Origin of the sequence: Flaviflexus salsibiostraticola (assembly GCF_003952265.1) — a bacterium.
Lineage (GTDB): Bacteria > Actinomycetota > Actinomycetes > Actinomycetales > Actinomycetaceae > Flaviflexus > Flaviflexus salsibiostraticola.
In genome coordinates this window covers 2,043,767-2,064,006 of the sequence record NZ_CP034438.1, presented here as the reverse complement: position 1 = coordinate 2,064,006, position 20,240 = coordinate 2,043,767, and the positions used below count along the sequence as shown (strand labels likewise).

The 20,240-nt window shown below is 67.7% G+C and carries 16 protein-coding genes and 1 tRNA gene; 4 read left to right on the top strand and 13 right to left on the bottom strand.

Annotated features, from left to right (window positions below; translation table 11 throughout):
• Nucleotides 1-38: 38 nt before the first annotated feature.
• From groL to EJO69_RS09570, 3 genes are all read right to left on the bottom strand, one after another.
• Nucleotides 39-1,661, bottom strand: a complete 1,623-nt coding sequence (groL, locus tag EJO69_RS09580) for a chaperonin GroEL (RefSeq protein ID WP_126041343.1) — start codon at nucleotides 1,659-1,661, stop codon at nucleotides 39-41.
• Nucleotides 1,662-1,852: 191 nt separating this feature from the next.
• Nucleotides 1,853-2,485, bottom strand: coding sequence for a hypothetical protein (locus EJO69_RS09575; RefSeq protein WP_126041341.1), 633 nt, complete (start codon nucleotides 2,483-2,485; stop codon nucleotides 1,853-1,855).
• 18 nt (nucleotides 2,486-2,503) lie between these two features.
• A complete protein-coding gene (locus EJO69_RS09570; RefSeq protein WP_211331414.1) occupies nucleotides 2,504-2,770 on the bottom strand; it encodes a DUF3263 domain-containing protein in 267 nt (88 codons plus the stop codon).
• 20 nt (nucleotides 2,771-2,790) lie between these two features.
• Here EJO69_RS09570 and EJO69_RS09565 point away from each other — a divergent pair, with 20 nt between their 5' ends.
• The gene (locus EJO69_RS09565; RefSeq protein WP_126041337.1) at nucleotides 2,791-3,465 is read left to right on the top strand and encodes a uracil-DNA glycosylase; all 675 of its coding nucleotides are present in this window, start codon (nucleotides 2,791-2,793) and stop codon (nucleotides 3,463-3,465) included.
• A 111-nt stretch (nucleotides 3,466-3,576) separates the two neighbouring features.
• On the opposite strand, the gene EJO69_RS09560 is transcribed toward EJO69_RS09565, so the two are convergent.
• Genes EJO69_RS09560 through EJO69_RS09550 form a run of 3 tightly spaced genes read right to left on the bottom strand, consistent with a single transcriptional unit; the run spans nucleotide 3,577 to nucleotide 8,127 of the window.
• Nucleotides 3,577-6,222, bottom strand: coding sequence for a multicopper oxidase domain-containing protein (locus EJO69_RS09560; protein WP_126041335.1), 2,646 nt, complete (start codon nucleotides 6,220-6,222; stop codon nucleotides 3,577-3,579).
• Nucleotides 6,219-7,397, bottom strand: coding sequence for a hypothetical protein (locus tag EJO69_RS09555; protein WP_126041333.1), 1,179 nt, complete (start codon nucleotides 7,395-7,397; stop codon nucleotides 6,219-6,221). Before EJO69_RS09555 ends, EJO69_RS09560 begins: the two co-directional genes overlap by 4 nt.
• Nucleotides 7,398-7,452: 55 nt before the next feature.
• On the bottom strand, nucleotides 7,453-8,127 hold the full coding sequence (locus EJO69_RS09550; RefSeq protein WP_126041331.1) for a helix-turn-helix transcriptional regulator: 675 nt from the start codon (nucleotides 8,125-8,127) through the stop codon (nucleotides 7,453-7,455).
• A gap of 126 nt (nucleotides 8,128-8,253) precedes the next feature.
• On the opposite strand from EJO69_RS09550, the gene EJO69_RS09545 reads away from it, so the two are divergent.
• On the top strand, nucleotides 8,254-9,171 hold the full coding sequence (locus tag EJO69_RS09545; RefSeq protein ID WP_126041330.1) for an Fpg/Nei family DNA glycosylase: 918 nt from the start codon (nucleotides 8,254-8,256) through the stop codon (nucleotides 9,169-9,171).
• A gap of 74 nt (nucleotides 9,172-9,245) precedes the next feature.
• On the opposite strand, the gene EJO69_RS09540 is transcribed toward EJO69_RS09545, so the two are convergent.
• The 3 genes from EJO69_RS09540 to EJO69_RS09530 are packed head-to-tail and all read right to left on the bottom strand — an operon-like array spanning nucleotide 9,246 to nucleotide 12,336.
• Complete coding sequence (locus EJO69_RS09540) at nucleotides 9,246-9,581, bottom strand: metal-sensitive transcriptional regulator (RefSeq protein WP_245993621.1); 336 nt, start codon at nucleotides 9,579-9,581, stop codon at nucleotides 9,246-9,248.
• Entirely contained in the window at nucleotides 9,578-12,091 is a 2,514-nt protein-coding gene (locus EJO69_RS09535; protein WP_126041328.1) for a heavy metal translocating P-type ATPase, read from the bottom strand. Before EJO69_RS09535 ends, EJO69_RS09540 begins: the two co-directional genes overlap by 4 nt.
• Before the next feature lie 35 nt (nucleotides 12,092-12,126).
• The gene (locus tag EJO69_RS09530) at nucleotides 12,127-12,336 is read right to left on the bottom strand and encodes a heavy-metal-associated domain-containing protein (protein WP_126041327.1); all 210 of its coding nucleotides are present in this window, start codon (nucleotides 12,334-12,336) and stop codon (nucleotides 12,127-12,129) included.
• A gap of 166 nt (nucleotides 12,337-12,502) precedes the next feature.
• On the opposite strand from EJO69_RS09530, the gene ppc reads away from it, so the two are divergent.
• A complete protein-coding gene (gene ppc, locus EJO69_RS09525) occupies nucleotides 12,503-15,286 on the top strand; it encodes a phosphoenolpyruvate carboxylase (protein WP_245993618.1) in 2,784 nt (927 codons plus the stop codon).
• A 425-nt stretch (nucleotides 15,287-15,711) separates the two neighbouring features.
• Here the strand turns inward: ppc and EJO69_RS09520 are convergent.
• The 4 genes from EJO69_RS09520 to EJO69_RS09505 all read right to left on the bottom strand — a co-directional run bounded on the left by EJO69_RS09520 (nucleotide 15,712) and on the right by EJO69_RS09505 (nucleotide 18,877).
• Nucleotides 15,712-15,787 (bottom strand) — tRNA-Thr (locus EJO69_RS09520).
• A gap of 61 nt (nucleotides 15,788-15,848) precedes the next feature.
• Nucleotides 15,849-16,673: a DsbA family protein gene (locus EJO69_RS09515; protein WP_126041325.1), complete on the bottom strand. Its 825-nt coding sequence runs from the start codon at nucleotides 16,671-16,673 to the stop codon at nucleotides 15,849-15,851.
• Nucleotides 16,674-16,716: 43 nt separating this feature from the next.
• Nucleotides 16,717-17,094, bottom strand: a complete 378-nt coding sequence (locus tag EJO69_RS09510; protein ID WP_126041323.1) for a hypothetical protein — start codon at nucleotides 17,092-17,094, stop codon at nucleotides 16,717-16,719.
• 10 nt (nucleotides 17,095-17,104) lie between these two features.
• Entirely contained in the window at nucleotides 17,105-18,877 is a 1,773-nt protein-coding gene (locus EJO69_RS09505; RefSeq protein WP_164519935.1) for a serine/threonine-protein kinase, read from the bottom strand.
• A gap of 214 nt (nucleotides 18,878-19,091) precedes the next feature.
• Between EJO69_RS09505 and EJO69_RS09500 the strand changes: the two genes are divergently transcribed.
• Nucleotides 19,092-20,222, top strand: a complete 1,131-nt coding sequence (locus EJO69_RS09500; protein WP_126041319.1) for an ABC transporter ATP-binding protein — start codon at nucleotides 19,092-19,094, stop codon at nucleotides 20,220-20,222.
• Nucleotides 20,223-20,240 lie beyond the last annotated feature (18 nt).

The window sequence follows — 20,240 nt, the reverse complement described above, 5'->3', positions numbered from 1 at the left end:
CCCCCAGTGCTGTCTGTCTTACCGCGTCAGCGGTTGGATCAGTACATGCCGCCCATGTCATCGCCCGCACCTGCGGCCGGGGCTGCCGGCTCCGGCTTGTCGGCGACGACTGCCTCGGTGGTGAGGAAGAGCGAGGCGATCGAGGCCGCGTTCTGCAGGGCAGAGCGGGTCACCTTGACCGGGTCGTTGACGCCCGCGGCGAGGAGATCCTCGTAGACGCCGGTGGCGGCGTTGTAGCCGACACCCTTCTCCGACTCGGCGACGCGGGCTGCGACGACGCCGCCCTCTTCGCCTGCGTTCTCAGCGATCTGCTTGAGCGGTGCGGCCACGGCCCAGGCAACGATCGCTGCGCCGGTCGCCTCATCGTCGACGAGGTTGAGGTCGGCGAGTGCGTCCTTGGCGGCCTGAATGAGTGCGACACCGCCGCCGGGGACGATGCCCTCCTCAACTGCTGCCTTCGCATTGCGGACGGCGTCCTCGATGCGGTGCTTGCGCTCCTTGAGCTCAACCTCGGTCGCGGCGCCGGCCTTGATGACGGCAACGCCACCGGCGAGCTTGGCGAGACGCTCCTGGAGCTTCTCACGGTCGTAGTCCGAGGTGGCGTTCTCGATCTCGGCCTTGAGCTGGCTCACGCGGCCCTCGACGGCGTCCTTCGCGCCCGCACCCTCGACGATGGTGGTCTCGTCCTTGGTCATGATGACCTTGCGGGCCTGGCCGAGCAGGTCGAGATCTGCGTTCTCGAGCTTGAGGCCGACGGTCTCGGAGATGACCTGGCCGCCGGTGAGGATGGCCATGTCCTGGAGGATGGCCTTGCGGCGGTCGCCGAAGCCCGGTGCCTTGACCGCAGCGGACTTGAAGGTGCCGCGGATCTTGTTGACGACGAGGGTCGCGAGGGCTTCGCCCTCGATGTCCTCGGAGATGATGACGAGCGGCTTGCTCGTCTGCATGACCTTCTCGAGGAGGGGCAGAACGTCCTTGACGTTCGAAATCTTGGACTCGACGAGGAGGATGTAGGGATCCTCGAGGACGACTTCCTGACGCTCGGGGTCGGTGACGAAGTACGGCGAGAGGTAGCCCTTGTCGAAGCGCATGCCCTCGGTCAGTTCGAGGTCGAGGCCGAAGGTGTTCGACTCCTCGACGGTGACGACGCCCTCCTTGCCGACCTTGTCGAGTGCCTCGGCGATGAGCTCGCCGATCTCCTTGTCGCCGGCCGAGATCGCTGCGGTCGCGGCGATCTGCTCCTTGGTCTCGATCTCCTTCGCGTCTGTGATGAGACGCTCGGTGATCGCGGTGACCGCGGTGTCGATGCCCTTCTTGAGGGCGATCGGGTTGGCTCCGGCTGCAACGTTGCGGAGACCCTCACGGACGAGGGCCTGTGCCAGGACGGTGGCGGTCGTGGTGCCATCGCCCGCGACATCGTCGGTCTTCTTAGCAACTTCCTTGACGAGCTCGGCGCCGATGCGCTCGTAGGGATCCTCGAGCTCGATCTCCTTGGCGATGGAGACGCCGTCGTTCGTGATCGTCGGTGCGCCCCACTTCTTGTCGAGCACGACATTGCGGCCCTTGGGGCCGAGCGTCACCTTAACGGTGTCGGCGAGGGTGTTGAGACCCCTCTCCATCTTGCGACGAGCATCCTCGTGAAAAGCAATGGTCTTTGCCATAGCAGTGTTAAACCTCCACTGGTGGTCGGCCAATGCCCGCGACGGACGATCAATCAGACACCGGACTCTCCGGGGCGTCATGACCTCACTAGCCGAAATCTGTCACTCTCACCTGGAGAGTGCTAACACGATTCTGGCACTCTCACCCGCCGAGTGCAAGACGGATGAGAAGTTCACGCTGTCAGCGAAGGTCAGCGGACGATGATGACGATGTCGGATCCGCCCGTCATCGCGGCGTTCTCCGCCCAGTAATCGATATTGAGGATTCGTGCGATGTTCTGCGCGGTCGTGTAGAGGTCCGGCGAGGAGAAGAAGATCGCGCTCTGTGCGGGATTCGTCCCGGCGAAGTCGCCGCTGGCGATCCCGGTGAAGCCCGCCGTCAGGAGCGCCGACTCGGCGGACTGCGCCGCTCCCCCACCATCGAGCAGCTCGATCGATGCGTCGTAGACGACTCCTGAGATCGGCGGGTCCGTCTCGATCGGCTCCTCGGTCGGCTCGGTCTGCTCGTCGGCGGGCTCCTCGGTGGGCTCGTCGGTCGGCTCGCTCTCGGGTTCAGTGGCCTCGACGCTCTCCGTCGAATCCGTCGTCGCCTCATCGGTCGGCTCGGGGGTGGCCGACTGCTCGGCGCTCTGCGTCGCGAATGGGTTGGCGACACCGTCTTGGCTCATGATCTCGACGATGCCCCACCCGGCGAGGGGCGCGAGGATGACGGCGGCGAGGAGGGGTGCGATGGTGGCCAGCCAGTGGGGTCTCCTGCGGTGCGAGCCGCGCAGGCGCCGCGCGTCGGCCAGCTCATCGAATTCATCCCGGGGGTACTGCTCCACGGCCCCCACTTTAGCCTGTCAGCCGACCGGGTCGGAGCCGGCGCCACCGCGTTCTGCAGTCCGGGCCTCCCGCAGGCGCCGCAGGCGACTGACCGTCACAGGCTTGGCGTAGATCGCCGCGGCCTCGTCGAGCAGTCGATTGAGCCGAATGTGGTACTTGGCGCTCGACCACCCGAAGGTGGCCCGGATGGCCTCGACCTTCGTGGCATATGTCTCCTGCCACGTCTCCTCCAGCTCGAGAACAGCCAGGTCCTCGCTGCTGAGCTCCCTCTTCTTCGACTCCACGGGAAACATCGTAGCCTGGCATGGTGGAACCTCTCGCTGACCTCATGGCCCCCGACTGGGCGGCCGCCATGGCCCCCGTCGATGACCAGATCCGTCGAATGGGCGACTTTCTGCGGGCAGAGACCGACGCCGGGCACGGCTTCCTCCCCACCGGAAAGAATGTCTTCCGGGCATTCCGTGCGCCGATGGCAGACGTCCGGGTCCTCATCGTCGGCCAGGACCCCTACCCCACTCCCGGGCATTCCATGGGTCTGTCCTTCTCGGTCGACCGGTCCGTCCAGCCACTCCCCCGGTCCCTCACGAACATCTATCGCGAGCTCGAGTCGGACCTTGGCATACCGCCCGCGGCGAACGGCGACCTGACCTCGTGGCAGGAGGCCGGGGTCATGCTGCTCAACAGGGTCCTCACGGTTCGCCCGGGCGCGACGGGATCCCACCGCGGGAAGGGCTGGGAGGCGATCACCTCGCATGCGATCACCCGGCTCGCGGACCGCGGCGGCCCACTCGTCGCCATCCTCTGGGGGCGCCAGGCGCAGGAGATGACCCATCTGCTGGAAGGCGTCCCCATCATCGCCTCCCCCCACCCATCCCCCCTCTCAGCATCGCGCGGGTTCTTCGGCTCGCGCCCGTTCAGCCGCGCGAACGCCCTCCTCGAGGAGCAGGGTGCTGCGCCGATCGACTGGCGGGTCCGATGACCACCCCTCTCCCTCGCGACTGAACAACGGGAAGGCTCGGCCGAAAGTGGCGCCTCCGGGCGGTCCCCTGCCGAGCGGACGAATCCGGTTCCAGGGTGAGGCTCTTGGCCACTAGTCGTCCGTCACGTGGATGACGCCCTTCGCACCCCGCTCGGCCTCCGACATGATGTGGTTGACGAGCGTGTAATTGCCCGCCTCGGGGAAGACGAGTTCGACGAAGCCGCCCTCAGCGGGCAGGAGCCCGAGCGCCTGCGCGCCGCCCGTCTCCGACTCGGGCCCGAGCAGATAGTCCCCCTCCTTCCACAGGGTGTCGAACTGGCCGCCGACAATGTGGAAGCTGGTCGCGATGTTCGGGCCGGCGTCGAGCACCCAGAAGCGCACGCGCTCGCCGACCTTCACCTCGAGCGGGTGCTGGACGTACTGGTTGGGGTAGCCGTTGTAGTGGGCCGTGTCGTGATCGCCTTCGGCGATTTTGGCCGAGTCGGCGACATCGCCCTCGGGGCCGTAGTAGGACTCGCCGTGGACCATGAGGAACTGGTGGTCGACCTCGGGCAGATCGTCGGGTTCGATGACGACAGCGCCGTACATGCCGTTGGCGATGTGGAGAGACATGGGAGCTGTCGAACAGTGGTACATCCACACACCGGCCCGCTCGGCGGTGAACGTGTAGGTCAGCTCCTCGCCCGGTTCGATCGTCCTCATCGGCCGATCCGGGGCGAGCGCACCCGCATGGAAGTCGATGGAGTGCCCCATCGACCCGTCGTTGACGAGTGTGATGACGAACGTGTCGCCCACCCTGCCGTGGAGGGTCGGTCCCGGCATCGTCTCGTTGAACAGCCAGAGGTTCTGGGTGAGTCCGGGCGCGACCTCCTTCTCCATCTCACTGACGGTGAAGGTGAGCCGATGCTCGGTCGGCTCGTCCCGGTCGAGCGGCTCGAGGGCCGGATCCTGGTGCCTGCTGTCATCCATCTCTCCCATGAGGTCGAACGTCGGCTCGGGCCTCTCATCACCGCCCGCATGGGAATCGCCGCCCGCATGGGAATCGCCGCCCGCATCCGACCCCGACCCCTCACCGCCCTCGACCTCGATCGTGAACACCATCCCCATCTGCCGGTGGCCGGCGATCGAGCACCAGCCGTCGAGGCTCTGGTCGATGACGCCGAGGTCGAGGACAACGGTCTCATTGGGGGCGATGCGGCCGGAGCTGAAACCGTTCTCGAGGACGAGGTCGTGGGATTGACCATCGGAGTTCGTCAGCGTCACCTCGAGCCTGTTGCCGGCCGGGACGGTGACGAGATCGGGGATGTAGCGCATGTCGACCATGTCCATCGCCACCTCCGTCACCTCGCCGGTGGCGTCGACAGGCGCTGCCGCCACCTGCGAGCCGGCAGGTGCGCGGACCACGCCCGAGGAGGCGGGGTCGGCCGCGACGGCGGCGATGACAAGGAGCGCGACGGCTCCGACGGACATGAGGATGGGGCCGCGCTGTGGGGACACGGGCGTCACGTTTCCTTCCCGATCGGTCAGGGGCGGCGGAGCATTCTCGAGATGCTTCTCCCGGACCGGGAGAATCGCCCAGATGAGGCACCAGACGGTGCCGAGCGCGGCCGCGAGGGCCGCCAGAGACGTGAGGACGAGGACGAGGCTCGCCTCCGAGAGGACGTAGAGGATGAGGGACGCGTTGAGGACGATGATCCGCCACGGGGATCCCGCATCGGCGCGGACAGTGCGGACTCGGACATGTTTGGGTCCACCCCCGACGACGACGGGGAGCAGGTAGCTGAGGGCGCCGAGCACGACCTGGGCGACACCGCCGCCGAGCAGAGGCAGCACGACGGGGCCGAGGTTGCCGATGACGGCGAGCGGGTTCTCGACGAGGAGCCGCAGGCCGATCGTCACGACGGTCGCCAGGAGCCAGAGCACACCGGCGGCGACCGACAGGGCCGCGAAGCTGCCCCCCGCCATCCGCCACGTCGTCCCCGCCAGCGGGGCCAGCATGAAGACCGCCACGCCCGCGAAGGCGAGGTAGCCGAGCCCGGCGACGATCCCGCCGAGCGGGGTAAGGGGGATGAGGAGGCCGCCGATTGCAGCCACGAGCGCCGCGCCGACGAGCAGCGGCAGGTGCCGCTTCGCCGCAATCTCCGCCCCGGGCGCCAGCTTCGCCCGAAGGATCGTGGGCCACAGCGTGAGGAGCGTGCCGACGATGGGGATGCCGACCCAGGCGAGCACGTTGAGGGCGACATGGGCGCCGCGGATGCCGACCGAGGCCTCGGGTGACCAGGAGTCGAGGGAGAGGAGATAGCCGAGGAGGATGCCCGGCAGGAAGAGGACCGCCGCCCACAGGTAGGCATGCACGGCGACCTCGAAGCGGGCCGGCAGCGCGCTGCGCAGCCTGCCCCACAGCCTGAGGATGTGGGTGAGGATGGCGGCGCCGATGACGAGGGACCCCGCGCCCGTCACCCCGTCACTGCCCGCGATCATGCCGACCCCGAGGGTGATGATCCCCGCGTTGAGCAGAGCAAGGGTCGCGGCCTCGCCGCGGCGGCTCTCCGGCCGCGAGCGCAGAACGGCGACCGCGAAGTGGTTGGTCCAGATCAGCAGAGCGTTGGTCACGACCCCGAGCGTGAACGTGTGGACCATGATCCAGGTCGCCTCGGGGATGAAGCGGTGAGCGGTGATCGCGGCGGCGGCCGCGATCATCCAGAAGATGACGACCGCGGCGACTCCGCGGTGCCAGATCGAGCGCGGCCCCATCATCGCCCCTTCCCGCCGTCGGGACGGCCGATCGACAGGCCGCCGGCGGGCCTCGGGTTGACGGTCGACTGGTCCGTGGGTTCAGCCGAGTCACCTCGCTTTGGCGCCCGCCGCTTCGGTGGGCCTGCGGCCGAGGACACGGCCGCGGTGAGAACGAAGGCGAGGATCGTGACGACGAGGAGCGCTCCCCCGATCTGCCACGTGAGCCCCAGGCCCCGCACATCGCCGATCAGCCTGATGAGCAGGCCGGCATTGAGGAGCACGGCCGGCACCCAGAAGACGGGCCGGTAGGGCAGCGGGCGGCGGAGGACGGCGGGGAGGATGATCGGGGCGTGGGCCATGATCATCGAGATCGTGAAGCCGATCGTGATCGAGTGGACGACCGTGTCGTAGACGGGCGAGGCGGCGAGCCCGCCACCGAGCACCCAGGCGATGCCGGCGACGGCGAGCCAGACCATGGCGGCGATCATGTTGGCGGCCGAGTACTGCGGGAGCCCGGACGTGCGGACGGTGGTCCGGGCGATGTCGTACCGCGCGAGCCAGGCGGCCTGCGCGAGGAGAAGAACTCCGACGAACTCACCGCCGCGGCCCGCGGCGAGCACCGCGACGATCGCGAAGGCGAGGGCGAGGGACAGCCCCCAGGCCAGGCGCTCCGCGCCTGGCGGGAGGGAGATGTGGGCGAGCTCGACGCGCTCCCCGACAATCGTGAAGACGAAGAAGCCGGCGATCCAAGGGATCACCGCCCACGTGGCCGCGCCGGACCACCACAGGAGGACGGCGCCGAGTCCGACGAGGGCCCCGAGGATCTGGATCGACAGGGCGACGGTGAGTCCGCGACGGGCGAGCCGCGCATAGACCGCGACCAGCACTGCCATGCCGAGCGCCTGCAGGGCCCGTCCGGCGGTGGGCTCGACGAGGAGGAGGATGCCGCCGAGGCCGAGGGCGGCGGGGGCGATGAGTGCCCATTTCTCGCGAAGGGCGATAACTCTTTCGAGGCAGATGAGGGTGCCGGCGAAGCCGAAGGTCATGACCTGGCCGTGGATGGCGGCATCACCGCCCGACGGCACGGGCGCCCACACTCCCAGCAGGCTGAGGGCAAGGTTGAGCCCGATGAGGAGACAGACGCCTCCGGTGATCAGAACGGGCCAGCGCATCCATGCTGGAATCGGCCCTGCCATATTTCCCACGGTATTAACCGTACTAAATTGGGGAGAGGCAGGGCCAGGACTGTTGTCACATGTGGAGTGTGAGCCTGCAGGCGTGCGGTTCCGCGAAGGGCTCGACCTGCCCGCGCCTGCCCGGCGCCTCCGTTTCGAGGAGGCGATCGATCATGCCCTGATGGATCTCGCACAGGCCCGGGGGGACTGTCCGTGACGAGGTGAGCAGTGGGCACTGCGTGAGGTTGATGCACGTATCCGACGTCTCCGTCGGCTCGGGCGCGAAGCCCATGTCCGCCATGAGGGACGCAACTCCCTCGACGAGTCCGTTCTCAGCGGAGAAGACGCGGCTCGCAGCGATGTCATCGCCCCAGGTCTCGCCCCAGTGATAGGCGTCGGCGCGGGCCGTCTCCTCGGGCAGTGCCTTGAGGGCGGCGGTGACGAGTCCGACGAGATGGCGGGCCGGGGCGCCGCGAGCGCCCGCGTTCGTCCGGTACACCTTGCGCGGTCGGCCGCGGCCCTTGCCCGGAACGGTCGAGGAGTTGACGAGGCCGTGCCCCTCGAGGACGGCGAGATGCTCGCGCACCGTATTGGGGTGGGAGTCGAGCGTCTCGGACAGCTCAACGACGGTGACGGCTCGCCCAAGATCGGCCAAGAGGTCGAGCAGGCGGCGCTGCTGGCGCGTCAGCGGCGTGGCCTCGTTGAGCGCTTCCGCCATGGGCCTGGGGCCGCCGACCGGAATCACTGACATGGAAACTCCCCTAATACTCACGGTTCTTCCTGGAGATTATCACGCGCATTTTGCGTGACATGCGCCGTATGGCCTAGATAAAGGGGAGACGATCGGCCGCCGACATTCAGCTGCGAGGAGCACCACATGCCCGAGGGGCACACGATTCACCGACTTGCGGGAGCCCTGACCGAGCTCTTCTCCGGCCTCCGCCCGACCGTGACCTCCCCGCAGGGACGGTTCGCCCAGGGCGCGGCACTCCTCGACGGCAGGGTCGCCCTGCCGGCCCATGCGCGGGGCAAGCACTTCTTCATGCCGTTTTACGATGAGCCGGGCTCCGTCGAGCTCGGCGAGGACGGCCCCGACTGGCTCCACGTCCACCTCGGCCTCTACGGCTCGTGGTCCTTCGACGGCGACGAGCACTTCATCGCCGATGAGACGATCGGCGCCCCGCGCCGCCGGATCGGCGAGCGGGAGATCGGCGCCGACGGAACGGCGGGCGTGTGGAACCCTCCCCTGCCGCGCGATACCGTGCGGGTCCGCCTCGAGCAGGACCATGGCGTCGCGGACCTGACAGGACCCAACCAGTGCCGGATCCTCGATGGCGGCGGCGTCCGAGAGGTGCTGCGCCGGCTCGGCCCCGACCCGATCAGGAACGACCCGGGGGATCGGGAGCAGTTCGTCGCACTCGTTCGGAGGCGGCGCACGCCCGTCGGCCAACTCGTCATGGACCAGGCGATCGCGGCCGGCCCGGGCAACATCTACCGGGCGGACTGCCTGTGGCGGGTGGGCATCAATCCGTTCCGTCCCGGCAGCCGCGTCTCCGAGGCCCGTCTCGGCGCCCTCTGGGACGATCTCGTGGGGGCGATGCGGGAGGGGAAGCGCGATGGCATCATCCTCACCAACCCACCCGAGTTCGCCCCGGAGGATCCCCTGGACGAGGTGGACCGCAGATTCGCCGTGTACCAGCGCTCCGGCCGGCCCTGCTGGCGGTGCGGCACGGCCGTCGCCGAGGCGGACATGGCAGGCCGGCGCCTGTTCTGGTGCCCCGGCTGCCAGAGGTAGGCAGACATGCGTGTGGGGCGAGGGTTGAATCCTCGCCCCACACGGAGGGACCGGCTGACGGTCAGGACCGTCGATCAGGACTTGACCAGACGCGTGATCGCAGCCATGGCCTCATCGATCTTGTCGTCGGCGACCTGGCCGCCGGTCTTCGCGGCGTCCATGACGCAGTGGCTGAGGTGGTCCTTGAGGAGAGAGAGTCCGACGTTCTCGAGCGCGCTCGTCAGAGCGGCGATCTGGGTGAGGATGTCGATGCAGTACTCCTCCTCGTCGACCATGCGGTGGATGCCGCGGGCCTGGCCCTCGATGCGGCGCAGTCGCGCCAGGTACTTCGCCTTGCTGTCGTGGTAGCCGTGGTGATGCTCCGACCCGCAGCACTGGCCTTCGGCGGTCTCCGTCATCTGCTCGGTCATGCCGATACCTCCTCCTGCACCCGCGGTGCTTCGACGGATTCTTCGCGCTGGCGCGCGGTGGACGTGAAGCCGCGGAGCCGCAGCGAGTTTGACACGACGAACACGGAGGAGAATGCCATGGCGGCGCCCGCGATCATCGGGTTGAGCATGCCGAGGGCCGCGAGCGGGATCGCCGCCGTGTTGTAGGCGAACGCCCAGAACAGGTTCCCCTTGATGGTCGTGAGGGTCTTCCTCGAAAGCCGGATCGCATCGGCCGCGCTGCGCAGGTCCCCGCGCACGAGGGCGATGTCGGCCGCCTCGAGGGCAACATCCGTGCCGGTGCCCATCGCGAGGCCGAGATCGGCCTGGACGAGCGCGGGAGCGTCGTTGACGCCGTCGCCGACCATGGCGACGCTCCTGCCCTCCTTCTGCAGCCGCTCGACGACCTCGACCTTGTCCTGCGGGAGGACCTCGGAGATGACGCGGTCGATGCCGACCTGGGCGGCGATGTGCCGGGCCACCCGGTCGTTGTCGCCCGTCAGCAGGATCACCTCGAGGCCAAGGCCCGTCAGCTGCTCAACAGCCTCCGCCGAGGTGGGCTTGACCTGATCCGCGACGACGAGGACGCCGCGCACTGCGCCGTCCCAGCCGGCCGCGACCACGGTCTTGCCGGCCTCCTGGGCCGCCTCGAAGGCGGCCTCGAGGTCACCGAGCGCCATGCCATGGTCGGCGAGGAGGGACGGCTTCCCGACGAGGGCGTGCCTGCCATCGACAAGACCGGACACACCGTGACCCTCGTGGTTCCTGAAGTCGTCGACCTCGGCGAAAGCGCCGATCTCCGCCGCGGCACCCTGGGCGATGGCGCGGGCGATGGGATGCTCGGAGGCGTTCTCAAGGCTGCCGGCAATGCTCAGCAGGGTCTGGCGGTCCGCGCCGGAGAGGTGGACCTCCTCGAGCGTCATGACACCGGTGGTCACCGTGCCCGTCTTGTCGAGAACGATCGTGTCGATGACACGGGTCTGCTCGAGGACTTCCGGGCCCTTGATGAGGATGCCGAGCTGGGCGCCGCGGCCCGTGCCGACGAGGAGCGCGGTCGGGGTGGCGAGTCCGAGGGCGCAGGGGCAGGCGATGATGAGAACGGCGACAGCCGCCGTGAAGGCCATGTCCGCACCGTGGCCCGTGGCGAGCCAGGCGATGAGGGTGACGATGGCGATGATGATGACGATGGGGACGAAGATGCCGGAGATCCGGTCGGCGAGCCGCTGGACCTCGGCCTTGCCGGTCTGCGCCTCCTCGACGAGCCGCGCCATCTGAGCGAGCTGCGTGTCGGAGCCGATCCGTGTGGCGCGGACGACGATGCGGCCGCCGGCGTTGACCGTCGCACCGGTGACATTGTCGCCGACGACCACTTCAACCGGAACGGACTCACCGGTCAGCATCGAGGCATCGACCGCCGAGCTGCCGGTGATGACGACGCCGTCCGTCGCGATCTTCTCGCCGGGGCGGACGATGAACTCGTCGCCGACCCTGAGTTGGCCGATCGGGACGCGGACCTCGACGCCGTCCCGCAGGATCGCGACGTCCTTCGCACCCATGTCCATGAGTGCCCGCATCGCCGAACCCGCCTCGCGCTTCGAGCGCTTCTCGAAGTAGCGGCCGAGCAGGACGAACATCGTGACGCCGGCGGCGACTTCAAGGTAGATGTTGCCCTCGCCCGTCGCGCGGCTCGGAGCGAACTCGAACCCGTGGGTCATGCCCGGGTGGCCGGCGGTGCCGAAGAAGAGGGCGTAGAGCGACCAGAGGAAGGCCGCGATCGTGCCAAGGGAGATGAGGGTGTCCATCGTGGCCGCCCCATGCCTGAGGTTCGACCACGCCGCCCTGTGGAACGGGTAGCCGGCCCAGACGACGACCGGAGCCGTCAGGGTGAGGACGAGCCACTGCCAGTGCGTGAACTGGAGGGCGGGGACCATGGAGAGGATGATGACGGGGATCGAGAGGACGGCGGAGCCGATGAGACGCTGGCGCAGGCTCTCCATCTCCCGATCCGGCTCGTCCGCCTCGGCGAACGTCTCGTCCGCGGACGGCGGAGCGGGCAGCGCCGCCGTGTACCCGGCGGATTCGACCTGGGCGATGAGAAGGTCGGTGTCGTACCCATCGGGAATCTCCACGCGGGCCTTCTCGGTCGCGTAATTGACGGTTGCCGAGACTCCCTCGAGTCGATTGAGTTTCTTCTCGACCCGGGCCGCGCACGACGCGCACGTCATTCCGCCGATCGTGAGCTCGAGAGCCCCTGCGGGCACCTCGCGCTTCTTGAGCTTCGCCGTGTACCCGGCGGATTCAACCTGGGCGATGAGCAGGTCGGTGTCGAAGCCCTCCGGGATCTCCACCTTCGCCTTCTCGGTCGCGTAATTGACGGTCGCCGACACTCCCTCGAGCCGATTGAGTTTCTTCTCCACGCGCGCCGCGCACGACGCGCACGTCATCCCGCCCACCTCCAGCTCAACGGAGTCTGCTGCGGTCATCTGTGTCATGGACGGGCCTTTCGGGTCGAGGGAGCGGGTGGCGGTCAGGCGCGAACGGCCTCGTAGCCGGCCTCGTCGACGGCGGCAACGATGGCGGCGTCGGAGATCTCCTGCGAGGAGGTGACGACGAGGCGGCCGGTCTCGTGCGAGACCTCGATGGACTCGACGCCCTCGACCTGGGTGACCTCTTCAGTCACGTGGCGCTCGCAGTGGCCGCAGGTCATTCCAGTCACCTGGTATTCAGTCGTGGTCATGTGCTCTTCCCTTCGGTTGGATACCCCCCTTGGGGTATAGCAATGTCCACTTTATACCCCTTGGGGTATATGCCAACGGGACGTTTGTCCCACAGAATGGATGGACGGAAGCGCGCCTCACCCAGCAGTGCACTAAAGTCTTCTTCGTCCAACTAGAGGAGGACATGTGACAGATAACATTCAGCGGCATGCAGACAGCGATGCCGAACTTCGCGCGGACGTGCGCCGGCTCGCCAGCATGCTGGGCCAGATTCTTGCCGAGCAGAAGGGCGAGGACCTTCTCGACCAGGTCGAGCGGATCCGCCAGCTCGCCAAGGACGCGCGGCTGTCGACCAGCCGCATCGAGGTCTTCGCGGAGATGGCGGACGAACTCCGCGATCTCCCGATGGAGCGCGTGACGGACCTTGTCCGCGCCTTCACCCTCTACTTCCAGCTCGCGAACACGGCGGAGCAGAACCAGCGGGCCCGGGTTCGCAAGAGCCGACCCGAGAGCGAGGAGTGGATCTCTCGTGCCGTCGCCCGGATCGGCGACTCGCTCGGCACGGACGAGCTCAATCGCATTGCCGAGAAGCTCGACATCCGGCTCGTCTTCACCGCCCACCCGACCGAGGCCTCCCGCCGAGCCCTGCTCGGCAAGCTCCGTCGCCTGTTCGATGTCCTCTCAGAGACGACCGAGGAGGGGACGGCGGCACGCCGCCGTCAGGACCGCAAGCTCGAGGAGATCATCGAGCTGCTGTGGCAGACGGACGAGCTGCGCCGCACCGCACCGACCCCGGTCGACGAGGCCCGCAACCTCCTCTACTACCTCAAGGAGCTCTACACCGACGCCCTGCCCGAGACAGTGTCGGTGCTGGCCGCCGAGCTTGAGGCGGCAGGCGCCGAGCTCAAACCGGGCAGTGAGCCGCTCCAGCTGTTCTCATGGATCGGCGGTGACCGCGACGGCAACCCCTTCGTCACCCCGGAGGTGACCGCTGAGATCCTGCGGATGCAGGCGAACGAGGCGATCGATGTCGCCATCGACAAGCTCACCTACGCGTCGCACGTCCTGTCGATCTCGACGAAGCTCGTCGAGCCCGACGAGCAGCTCCGCGCGTCGATCGAGGCCGACCTGGCCACCCTCACGAAGTTCCCCCGCTTCGTCCAGGAGCTGTTCGTCGACGAGCCGTTCCGGCTCAAGATCGAGCTCATGAAGGGCAAGTTCCTCCGCACAAAGGCGCGGATCAACGAGGGCACCGAGCACGTGCCCGGCGCGGACTACTCCTGCACGGAGGACATCCGCCGCGATTTCGCCGTCATCACCGACGCGCTCGACCGCACCGGCTCCGGCCGGGTCGTCACGGGCCTCGCGGGCGATATTCGCCGCACTCTCGGCGGCATCGGCCTCACCCTCGCCTCGATCGATGTCCGCGAGCATTCGTCGAAGCACCACGAGCTGCTCGAGCAGCTCTACGCCCGGCTCGGCGGAGAGGGCAGCGCCTACGGCGAGAAGTCCGAGGAGGAGCTCACCGAGCTGCTGTCGCACGAGCTGGCCTCGAAGCGCCCGCTCGCGGGCCCCGGCATCGTCAACGGCACCCTCGGCCTCACCGACTCCGCGCAGCGCACGTACGACACCTTCGCTGAGGTCGCCCGTGCTCAGAGCATCTACGGTCCCGACGTGGCGGAGACCTACATCGTCTCGATGACCCACGGCGCCCACGACATCCTCGCCGCCGCCGTCATCGCCCGCGAGGCCGGCCTCATCAGCATCCCGAACGGGACAACCTCGGGGCACGCGACGATCGGCTTCGTGCCGCTCCTCGAAGAGGTCCGCGAGCTGCGGATCGCGGATGAGATCCTCGAGACCCTGTTCGCCGACCCCTCCTACCGGGCGATCGTCCGCATGAGGGGCAACCTCCAGGAGGTCATGCTCGGGTACTCGGACTCGAACAAGGACTCGGGCGTGCTGACCTCCCAGTGGGAGATCCACCAGGCCCAGCGTCGCCTGCGCGACGTCGCCGCGAAGCACGGGATCAAGCTGCGGCTGTTCCATGGCCGCGGCGGGTCCGTCGGCCGCGGCGGCGGCCCCACCTACGATTCGATCCTGTCCCAGCCGTACGGCGTGCTCGATGGGGAGATCAAGTTCACCGAGCAGGGTGAGGTCATCTCCGACAAGTATCTCCACCCCGAGCTGGCCCGCGAGAATCTCGAGCTCACCGTGGCCGCCGTTATGGAGGCGTCCTCGCTCCATCGCGCTGCCCGAGCATCGGCCGATGTTCAGGCCTCTCGCGATCGGCTCATGGACTTCATCTCCGAGGCCGCGTTCCGGCGCTACCGCGAGCTCATCGACGACCCGGACCTGCCCGAGTACTTCGTGACCACCACCCCGGTCCAGCAGCTCGGCATGCTCAACATCGGTTCGCGCCCCGCCAAGAGGACGACCGCGGAGAGCGGCATCGACGGACTCCGGGCCATCCCCTGGGTGTTCGGTTGGACCCAGTCCCGCCAGATCGTGCCCGGCTGGTTCGGCGTGGGAACAGCGCTGCGCGCGGCCCGCGAGGCGGGCTTCGGCGGCGAGCTCAAGGACATGTTCGACAGCTGGCACTTCTTCAGGGCGGTCATCTCAAACGTGGAGATGACGGCGAAGAAGACCGACCTCGCAATCGCGCAGCACTACGTGCGCTCGCTTGCGCCGGAGCGCCTGTGGCCGCTGTTCGATCTCATCCGCGAGGAGTTCGCCATCACGATTGAGGAGCTCACCGCGCTGACCGGCTGCGATGATCTGCTTGACTCGAACCCGGTCCTCAAGCGGACCCTCGAGGTGCGCGACCAGTACCTTCACCCGATCAGCTACATGCAGGTCAACCTCCTCACCCGCATCCGCGAAGCCGGACCCGAGGCGAGCGAGGATCTCAAGCGAGCGCTCCTCACAACGATCAATGGCATCTCCGCCGGCATGAGGAACACCGGCTGATCACTGTCACATCGACGTCTGTGCCCCGAACGCTGTTCGGGGCACAGACGTAGAAACATAGATATTTATCGTCACTGTGTCTGAATAGGTGTGAGCTTGGTCTAGTCAGTCGTCCGGTTCGTGCACATTCGGGATTCTATGGCCTGGGATTGTGAGACACAGGGTCTGCGCACGGCTGACTTTGGTTGTACCATTTCAACTGGCCACACCAGGGGTGAGGGGCATTCCGAATGCGGGAATGCCCCTCATTTCTGTTTAAGCGGCGGAGGCGCTGGTCGAGCGCCGATGCTCACTGCAGGTCCAGGTTCTCATCTCGCACCGCGAGAGGTGCATGATCAGCGCACTGGGCCGGGCTGCCCGCCACCTGCTGACCGGCAGGAATGGATACGGGGCCCTGGGTCCGCTTGTGGCGTATCAGGGCCCCGTGGAGCCGCCTGTCGGATTCGAACCGACGACCGTCCGCTTACAAGGCGGGTGCTCTACCAGCTGAGCTAAGGCGGCGACGTGCCGGGTCAATTCTGCCAGACACCCGCCTGGCATAGCCAACCCGCACACTGTGATCCTATTCGGTGGGCGTTGCCTTCGGCTCTGCCAGGCCGAGCATGGCCGGGAAGTCGTTGGCGGCCCACGCGGTGGTCTCCGTACCGTTGAGAAGGACGGTCGGCGTGCCCCGGTAGTTCTCGAGGAACGCCTGCGTCGCGGTGTTCACCCACTCGAGGTCGGCCTCCTCCTCGATGGTGGAGGCGATATCCTCAGGCACGCCCGCGTCGCGGGCGGCGTCCTCGATGCTGCCCCAATCGGGCAGGGACGAGGCCCGGTTGTTGAGCACGGCATCCGTCTCCTCGAAGACGTTCTTGTGGAAGGCTGCCAGGTGCTCGGGCGAATTCTCGGCGATGTACTTGAACGCGGCGGCGCCCTTCGCGGAGAAGTCATTGCGGAGGATCGCGACCGGGTGGTAGACGATCTCCGCATCGCCCTCGGCGATGATGTCGTTGATGTCGCCGCCGTTGAACTGCTCGAGGTCATTGCAGTACGTGCACATGTAGTCGAAGTAGATGTCGAGGCGGTTGGAGTCGGCGGCGAGCTCGGCACCGTCACCGATGACCGACCATCCGGTCGTGATGTCGGTGCCGTCCTTGACGACGGGCTCGACCTGGACCGCGACCGGGTCCCACTCCTGCCTTCCGGCACCGTCCTCCCCATTGTCTCGTCCATTGCTGACGATGGACCAGATGACGACGCCCACGAGGGCGATCGCCGCCAGGATGATGCCGATGGTGATGAGGCGATTGCGCTTCGCGCGCTTTGCCTCCGCCTCCTGAAGCTTCCTGGCCTTCTCGCGCGCCGCCTCGCGGCGCTCTGCCTTCGTCATGTTCTTCTCTGCCATTGCGGTCCTTCTTTATCTGTCGTGATCTGTCGGCTGGGGCGGATCAGACAGAGGGCGGGTCGCGCGAGCTCGTGCGACGCTCTGCGCCATACGTGAACCGACCTCGATAGGAGGACGACACGGGCTGCGCGGCGGGGATCCGCACGGGAAGCGGCTGCTGGCGAAGCCGACCGACGAACGATCCCACCGTGTCCCGGACCAGCGCCGAGTTGGCTGTGGCGGTCACCAGGAGCAGGGCTGCGATGCCGAGCAGCTGCAGGGCACCGGGCCCGAGGGCGACACCGCTGCCGCACTCGGCATCGGCATGGACGACGCCGGTGTAGAGGAAGACGGGGTGCGCCGACGGCGCGCAGGGAGCTCCGAGCATGAGGATCGCCGCCGCAGACATGGGCGCTGCGGCGAGGAGGATCCTGGGACTCATGGGCGCAAGTCTAGTCGAAAGGGAACGGCTTCGAGAGCGGGCTCCAGTCCGGCTCAACCCCGCCCGAGTACATTGCCAGGGCGAGCGAGATGAGGGCGACGGCGAGGACGGTCCAGAACAGTCGGTACCCGGAGCTCGGAGCGATCGTCGCGATGAGGTGACGGGTGGTCTCGCGGGAGGGCCTGCTCGTCGGATAGAGCCACGCGAGAAGGGAGCCGAGCATCGACCCTCCGGCGATGGCGACGACGTCCTCGACGAAGAGGAAGCTGTGGAGGAACCAGGCGAAGCCGCCGCCAACGACGATGCCGGAGCCGACAGAGGCCGCGGTCCGCGCGAGCCCGCCGAGGGTGGAGAGCGGCAGGCGCCCGATCACGGTGATCGATTCCGCCCTGAACCGCCCGCCCTTCTCCAATCGGGTGCGGATGAGACTGTCGCGCGCAACCCCCACCGTCGAGGTGATGACGGCATAGAGCACGAAGACGATGAGCGAGTAGGTCGGCAGCACACCGGCCCAGGCGACGAACACGACCCACAGCATGAGGACGATGCCGGGGCGCCGGGGTGCCGGGCGGAGCCAGTCCGGCACCGGAGCAGGGGTGAACCTCGGATCGAAGCGCGCCTGGGCGACGACGGCCGGTTCGCGCATGGGGCGGAAGACCGCTGGTCCCTCGACGTCGTAGGGGTTCCGCGCGACGACCTCGGCCGGCCTCCCCTCGGGGTGGTGCGGCCCGGCGTGAGGCGGGTACTGCGGGGGTGTGGCCATCGGGCCCGTCGACAGACGGGTCGAGTCTGGAGCGCGAACAGGATCGGGAGAGGTATGTGCGGGGTACGGGTCCATTCCAGGGTGGATGCCCACATCGGCCGGGTAGCCGCCTGCCGGGTGGGCACCCGGGCCTGCCGGGTAGGCGCTCACGTCCGGTGGGTAGGCACTGCCGTCGGGCGGCACGACGCGCTCGGCGTAGCGGGGGCCGAGCTCGAGCGCGTCCTCGTCGACTTCGATCGACCCGTCGAGCATGCCGATGACCTCCTGCGGGGAGGGACGCCGCTCGGGGCGGGGGTTGAGGGCCGCCTCGAGCGCGTAGGCGACAACCGGGTCGGCTCCCGCGAGATCGCATTCGCCGGTGAGCACGCGCCGAGTCACCTTCGGGCTGTGGCCGGTCCCGAACGGGGCGTGCCCCGTCGCGGCGTAGGCGAGGGTCGCGGCCCACGACCACCAGTCGGCCGAGGCTGTCGGGTCCTCGCCGTTGAGGACCTCGGGGGCCGCGTATCCGGGCGTGTGGGCGAGGAGGCCTGTGGCGGTCAGCCTCGACTCCTCTGCGATCTGGGCGATGCCGAAGTCGATGAGGACGGGCCCGCGGTGGCTCATCATGACATTCGAAGGCTTGAGGTCTCGGTGGAGAACGCCCTTGTCGTGGATCTCCTGGAGGGCCTCCGCGAGCTCCTTCGCGAGGTCGGCGAGATCGCTGCCGTCGAACACGCCGTTCTCGGACACGTCGATCGACAGGGTGGGGCCATCGATGAGCTCGGTGACGATGAAGGCCTCGTCGTCCTCCGTCTCGGCGTCGATGACGTGGGCAACGTACGGGCCGGTCACCTGCCGGAGGGTGCGCACCTCGCGGCGCAGCCGGTCCCGCGCGTTGGGGTCGGCTGAGATGGAGGGGTGGAGGAGTTTGAGGGCAACAGACTGCCCGCCTCCGTCCAGCGCCCTGTATACGGTCGACATGCCGCCGAAGCCGATCTTCTCGACCAGCCGGTAGCCGCCGATCTCCTCACGGTCTTGCACGCTCTCTACGCTACCCGAGGCCACGCGAAACGCTCCCATGAGTGGGTCATCACTTGATAAATCATGGGTGGAACCGGCAAGATTGAGGAGGCCGCTCGGTCGAGCCGGACATAGAAGTCCGTCTCCGTCTGCCGCGGCGATGTCAGTGTCGACACGGCACCGGCTTCTTCACTACGGATCGTCCGGCACGTACCTGCCGGTGAAGGGACCATTCATGGCCACTGTGACTTTCAAGAAGGCCACGCGCGTCTACCCCGGCTCAGATAAGCCTGCGGTCGATGCGCTCGACCTCGATATCAAGGATGGGGAGTTCCTCGTTCTCGTCGGCCCTTCGGGCTGCGGCAAATCGACCTCGCTCCGCATGCTCGCGGGCCTCGAAGAGGTCGACTCCGGCCGCATCTTCATCGGCGACCGCGACGTCACCGACGTCACGCCGAAGGACCGCGACATCGCCATGGTCTTCCAGAACTACGCGCTGTACCCGCACATGACCGTCGCCCAGAACATGGGCTTCGCCCTCAAGATCGCAGGAACTCCCAAGGAGGAGATCAACCAGCGCGTCCTCGAGGCAGCCCGGATCCTCGACCTCGAGCAGTACCTCGAGCGCAAGCCGAAGGCCCTGTCGGGCGGCCAGCGCCAGCGCGTCGCCATGGGCCGCGCCATCGTTCGTCAGCCGCAGGTGTTCCTCATGGACGAGCCGCTGTCGAACCTCGACGCGAAGCTGCGCGTCCAGACCCGCACCCAGATCGCCTCCCTCCAGCGCCGCCTCGGCATCACCACCGTCTACGTCACCCACGACCAGACGGAGGCGCTGACGATGGGCGATCGGATCGCGGTCCTCAAGGACGGCCTCCTCCAGCAGGTGGGCACACCGCGGGAGATGTACGACAGCCCCGCCAACAGCTTCGTCGCCGGCTTCATCGGCTCCCCCGCCATGAATATCGGCTCCTGGACGGTCAACGGCAGGCAGGCGACGTTCGGCGACGCCATGATCACGCTCTCCGACGAGGTCGTGTCGGCCCTCCGCCCCGAGGACGACGGCAAGGTCATCGTCGGATTCCGCCCGGAGAACCTCGAGCGTGCCGCCGAGGGCGCCGATTCGCGCATCCCCATCAAGGTCACCCTCGTTGAGGAGCTGGGATCGGATGCCTACATCTACGGCCAGATCGTCGGTTCGGATCGCGAGCACGAAACGTTCGGCTCCGGCGACGGATCCGATCAGGTCGTCGTTCGGATCCCACCCAACGAGGTCCCCGAACCCGATGAGGTCTTCAACGTGGCGCTGAAGAATCACGGCGGTCACTTCTTCAGTCACGCCGACGGCTCCGCGCTGAACGGCCGCTGATAGCCGGGCGCGAAGCGC